The 4,970-nt window shown below is 35.5% G+C and carries 4 protein-coding genes and 1 tRNA gene; all 5 read right to left on the bottom strand.

Features of this window, described 5'->3' with window-relative positions; all coding sequences use genetic code 11:
• Positions 1 to 512 precede the first annotated feature (512 nt).
• Positions 513 to 1,712, bottom strand: a complete 1,200-nt coding sequence (locus AB1414_15475) for an HD domain-containing phosphohydrolase (GenBank protein ID MEW6608820.1) — start codon at positions 1,710 to 1,712, stop codon at positions 513 to 515.
• 72 nt (positions 1,713 to 1,784) lie between these two features.
• Positions 1,785 to 2,303, bottom strand: coding sequence for a prepilin-type N-terminal cleavage/methylation domain-containing protein (locus AB1414_15480; GenBank protein MEW6608821.1), 519 nt, complete (start codon positions 2,301 to 2,303; stop codon positions 1,785 to 1,787).
• Between the two features lie 121 nt (positions 2,304 to 2,424).
• A tRNA-Leu gene (locus AB1414_15485) sits at positions 2,425 to 2,512 on the bottom strand.
• Between the two features lie 62 nt (positions 2,513 to 2,574).
• Positions 2,575 to 2,970, bottom strand: a complete 396-nt coding sequence (locus tag AB1414_15490) for a hypothetical protein (GenBank protein MEW6608822.1) — start codon at positions 2,968 to 2,970, stop codon at positions 2,575 to 2,577.
• A 45-nt stretch (positions 2,971 to 3,015) separates the two neighbouring features.
• Complete coding sequence (sepS, locus tag AB1414_15495; GenBank protein ID MEW6608823.1) at positions 3,016 to 4,584, bottom strand: O-phosphoserine--tRNA ligase; 1,569 nt, start codon at positions 4,582 to 4,584, stop codon at positions 3,016 to 3,018.
• Between the last annotated feature and the right edge of the window lie 386 nt (positions 4,585 to 4,970).

The raw sequence follows: 4,970 nt of genomic DNA on the forward strand, positions 1-4,970 counted from the left end.
TCTCAAAAGGTGTGTCTCCAGGCCACCAGTGGCGTGGTCCAAAAGCCTTAAAAAGCCGCTCATAAATCCAATTAAGAACTTGCTCTTTTTGACTACCTTGTTTTTTATTAATTGACATTTTTACCCCCTTTTTTTTACATACACCCTTTTTGATAATTCGTAACCGTTGAGGTGGTAATTTACCGCAGAGACGCAGAGGACACACCCCTAACCCCTCTCAAGAGGGGACAGAGAAGACATAGAAATAAATCAGATAACAGAAAAGAGAGTAGAAAGTAGAGAGTAGAAAAGCACAAGGTTTTCTGACTACTAACTATTGACTACTGATTTAATGTTGCTGGACTCAAGAGTTTGCTCTGATGAAAATCAGGGATGTTAAGCGTCTCGTCCATAGATTTTCCCCTCTTAAGAGGGGTTAAGGGTGTGTTTTTCTCTGCGTCTCTGCGGTGAACGGTTACAGAAGTTCAAATAAGTAAGTAAAATTTAGTAGCAGATAGGTTATAATTAAAAGGTTATGATTTTTTATTTTTTCTCGTCTGGATGAATGTCTCTATGAGGTTTGGGTCATGTTGATACCCGGCATTTTTAACTAATTCATCTATTGCCTGTTCTTCACTCATTGCCTCACGATATGCCCTTTTAGAGGTCATTGCATCAAATGCATCCGCAACTGCAATTATCCTTGCCATTAATGGGATTTCCTCTCCCTGTAATCCATCAGGATAGCCTTTACCATCATATCTTTCATGATGGTGTTTAATTCCCGGAATAATCTTTACCATATCTTCTTTTGGAATAAGTAACCGTGCTTCTCTAACTGCGGCTAATGTTCTTTTCATATCTTCAGCTGGTTGAAGGATTTTAACTCCCTTTAGCGGATGTTCCTTCATTATTCTCCATTCTTCATCATTTAATTTGCCAGGTTTATCTAAGATAGCTTCTGAGATACCAATTTTTCCCACATCATGTAATCTGGCAGTTAATTCCAGAATATTTTTATCCTTTTCAGACATCTTTAATGCCCGAGCAATATCCAGTGAAAATTCAGTCACTCGTTGCGAATGACCTTCTGTATAAGCATCTTTCTCGTCAATAGCTGATGAAAGAGAACTTACGGTGGTGATAAACAGATCTTGAAGTTGACAAAAAAGACGGGCATTTTGAATAGTAGAGGTGACTAAAGTTGCTAAAGCAAAAAGAAGTTTGGCATCCGGGGTAAAAAAAGGTTCACCTGAAATCTTATCGCCTAAAACTATCACTCCAATTGGCTCATCCTTATATTTTAGTGGCACACATAAAAGATTATTAATTCCTAAAATATGTTCATGAATATTTTTAGAAGATTGGATATTACTATGGATAATATATCTTCCCTCTCTTATTGCCTGGCCCGAAACACCTTCTTCAGCAATAAATTCAGTTTTAAACCTGTTTAATTTCTCTGGTGAGAAACCTATCTCGGCTCGGATTTTTAGTTTATAGTCTTCTTCATCAAATAACATTAAATAGCCATATTTAGTTTCTAAAACATTCATCGCTTTAATCAGAATTTCTACAGGTAACCTATCGACATTGAGCATTGTTCCAAGACTATTGGTAACATCATATAATAGAGATAATTCTTCATAAGCCGTGGATAATGCTTCGGTAACATTATCTAATTCCTTTTCTAATTCTTTAATTCTTGAAATGAGTTTTTCATCTTTAGTCATTTTCTCTCCATTTTTTCTTTCATTAAGAATCCAGGGATGAAATTAGAAATTAGTGGTTAGATTTTTGCAGTCCTATTCCTTTTCCTCATGCCCATAATTTGAATAATATATCTTTTCCCGGCTATCTAAGTCATTACAATTAACTCTGATTTCGCCAGTAGTTGAACTGTATATCCAACCGCCGATATTACTATCCGCTATATTTTGAGGGGTCATCAGTTCTTTTTGTGTATCAATAACCGTAACCGCGTTAGAATTGGGATTAGCACCACTGGGGGGATGAGACCTTAATCTCGCTTTTGGGATTTCTTGCATATAATTTGGGGTAAAAGCAGGCACATCTTGCCCCCCAATATTATGCGGAGTATTATCAAGGCTTTGGGGGAAAATTCCCGGATTGGTACTATAATAGTTATTAATTGCTACCCGTAGATTAGCCAGATGGTCTTTTGTTTTTGCCTCCCTTGACCGTGTCAGAACTTGAGGTACTCTTGCCACGATAATTAACAGTAAAATGGCTAAGATGAGCACCACTACCATTAACTCCACTAAAGTAAATCCCTTTTTGTTTTTTAACATTTTTTTTAACATTTTTTTCCCTCCATTATTTTTTTGAATTTCTTATAATATACCATAATTTTGATAAAAAGTCAAGATAAATTTACACAAATGGCAAAATTTATTTTATTTGTGCAATTCATGGTATATTTTTTGGTGCCGGAAGCGGGATTTGAACCCGCACACCCATTCGGGCACATGGCCCTCAACCATGCGTGTCTACCATATTCCACCATCCCGGCAATATCAAGAGAGTAAACAATGGTCAGTAGTAAAGTGTCCACTGTTCAGTTTGGACGCTTCACTAATAATAAATATATATCTCCAAATCAGGTCTTGTATCTCGATGGAGTTGGCGGAAATCACGGTCAAAATTTATTTCACTCGTATAGCTCAGGACAAGTCTTTTGTTTTTCCCGGTTCCCATTTTGTCTATTAATGAAGTAGGATATTTTAATACTGGCTGTTCTTCTAAATTTACATCTTCATTAACTAACCGAAATCCCGGAATTAATCTACCCTTACTTTTTATATACTCTTCTTTTACTTCCTTAACTAAATAAGTTCGTTCCTTTCGGTCAAAATAGACATTTGATTTGATTAATACTTTTTTATCCGTAAGTTCTTGTTGAAGAATCTGTAAATTATCCTTTCTTAACTTAGCCCAAGGGTCTATTTCTCTATCTTTTTGATAAATCATAAATAACCTTCCTTAATAATTATTATACCCAAAAATCTCATAATGTCAACAATTTTTTATTTGTGCTTTTAGTCCAAAAAACAATGGTCCACCTACTTCTATATTTTTGTTATTCGCCGTAATATATCGATTTACAAAATCAGGGATAAACAGGTTAATCTCACCCGGGCGTTTAGCCATTTTGTAGCGTTCATCAATGGTATTTTTACCATCTTTAATTGCCTTTTCTAATTTAGCCACAAAGCCATTGACAATATTATTCAAATAGATTAATTTAGTCTTAATTCCATCTACTCGAGCTAAATTAGCCAGATTGCTTAATTTCCCTTTTTGTAATTGGCTCGATAATCCTATGATATTGCCTTCATAGATATATATTTCATTAAAAGCGGCAAAAGAAAGCATTGGCTTTCCATCATCCCAATTATAGACCCAAACTTTTATCTGTTCATCTTGATATGCTAAAATTTCCACAGGTCCAATATCATCCTTATGCAAAGTTGCAATTTCAATTAACGATTGAGCTAATTTTTTCCCCTTAGCCGTTGTTGGAAATTCTTCTACGGTTAGTTCCTGAGTAATATCTTCATCAGTTAATTTTTGTTCTTCCCCATAGACTAAAGTTCGTATATCAGATACCTTTTGTTCAAGCATGGCTAATCTTTCTACCCCAAAACCTAAGTTAAATACCGGGTATTTAATATCATAATTTGCCAATGCCACCGGGGAATAAAATCCAATATTAGCCACTTCAATCTGTTGAGTTCCTATTTGCGAATAAACCTCATATTCTGAACCTGGTGTGTAGTATTTACTCGTCACCTTCTTTTTAATAAATTCGGGTTTGCCAAACCCCAGTTCAAATAAGACCATTTTAGTAAATTCAATTCCATCTTCTACGGTTATTTCATCATTCATAATTACGACTGAGGCAGATGTGCTTTCGTATAAATGATGCGGGTCGAGTCTTTGTTCCCGTCTAAATCGTGAACCAATAGAGAAAAGTTTTACCGGAATTTTAGTTTGATTTTTAGATAAATAATTAAACCATGCCGCGGTCATATGTGAGCGTAAGGTAAATTTAGTTGGAATTGGTTTTAACGCCTTAAATTCTGGAAAAACACGGTCAATGATTAAAGTCGCCTTTTCTTCTTTAATATCAAGGCTTTTGACTAATTCCTCAATCAAGTCGTCACTTTCTATTGTTCCTTTTTTAAAGGCACGGAATATCTCTTCTATGTTTTTTTCTTTTTTAAAATCGGGTATAATCTTCTTTATTTCCTCAATCTTACGATTACTAATGCCAATATCAGGTCTTGGTAAGCCTGCCAGGTAAAATATCCTATCTAAAATCACCGGTGCCTCTGGTCCATATTGACGATATACCTCGCCTTCCTCAATAATCGCTGGATTTATTATTTCATCTAATCCAAGTCGTAAGAATACCTCACGGAATTTTAGATTAAGTGAAATAATCGGATGTTCTTTACCTCGAGTGGGTTGTTCCCAGAGCATTTTTCGTCCGCTTAAATTAATTAATTTTGCTGTTTCTAACCAGGTTTGTTCAAAATCCTTTTTAGCCTTTTCTCTAATTTCTCTTATATTATATTCCATTATGTTGTAACTATACCATTTATTTATCTCTTTGTCAAATAGTTTTTTTTACCATATGTAATGGGTCAGTGAAATAGGGGATTCTCCTGAAAGTAGGAAGTAGGAGAGTAGGAAAGTAGGAAAGGAGAAGACATTGCCCCCAGAAGAGGAATACCCTGCACATCCTTTATCCCTTTCCTACTTACCTACTACCTACTTGCTTACTATTTTCATTGCTTTCCCCTCCGCAGGTTAATGTTCATTTCACCAAATGACTGACGGAGAGTGTTGCAAATGGTTTTTAGTTATGGTGTGGGTTGGGGAGAGTTTTGGGTGATAAAACATGCCAAAGTGACAAAAAAGAGGTAATCTGCTTAGTTGACATCAAGAGGAGGAGGTGTTATATA

Source organism: bacterium, from assembly GCA_040755795.1.
Lineage (GTDB): Bacteria > UBA9089 > CG2-30-40-21 > CG2-30-40-21 > SBAY01 > JBFLXS01.

Coding starts and splice junctions, on each gene's coding strand:
- AB1414_15475 (MEW6608820.1), bottom strand. CDS start 1,712: ATGACTAAAGATGAAAAACTCATTTCAAGAATTAAAGAATTAGAAAAG.
- AB1414_15480 (MEW6608821.1), bottom strand. CDS start 2,303: ATGTTAAAAAAAATGTTAAAAAACAAAAAGGGATTTACTTTAGTGGAG.
- AB1414_15490 (MEW6608822.1), bottom strand. CDS start 2,970: ATGATTTATCAAAAAGATAGAGAAATAGACCCTTGGGCTAAGTTAAGA.
- sepS (MEW6608823.1), bottom strand. CDS start 4,584: ATGGAATATAATATAAGAGAAATTAGAGAAAAGGCTAAAAAGGATTTT.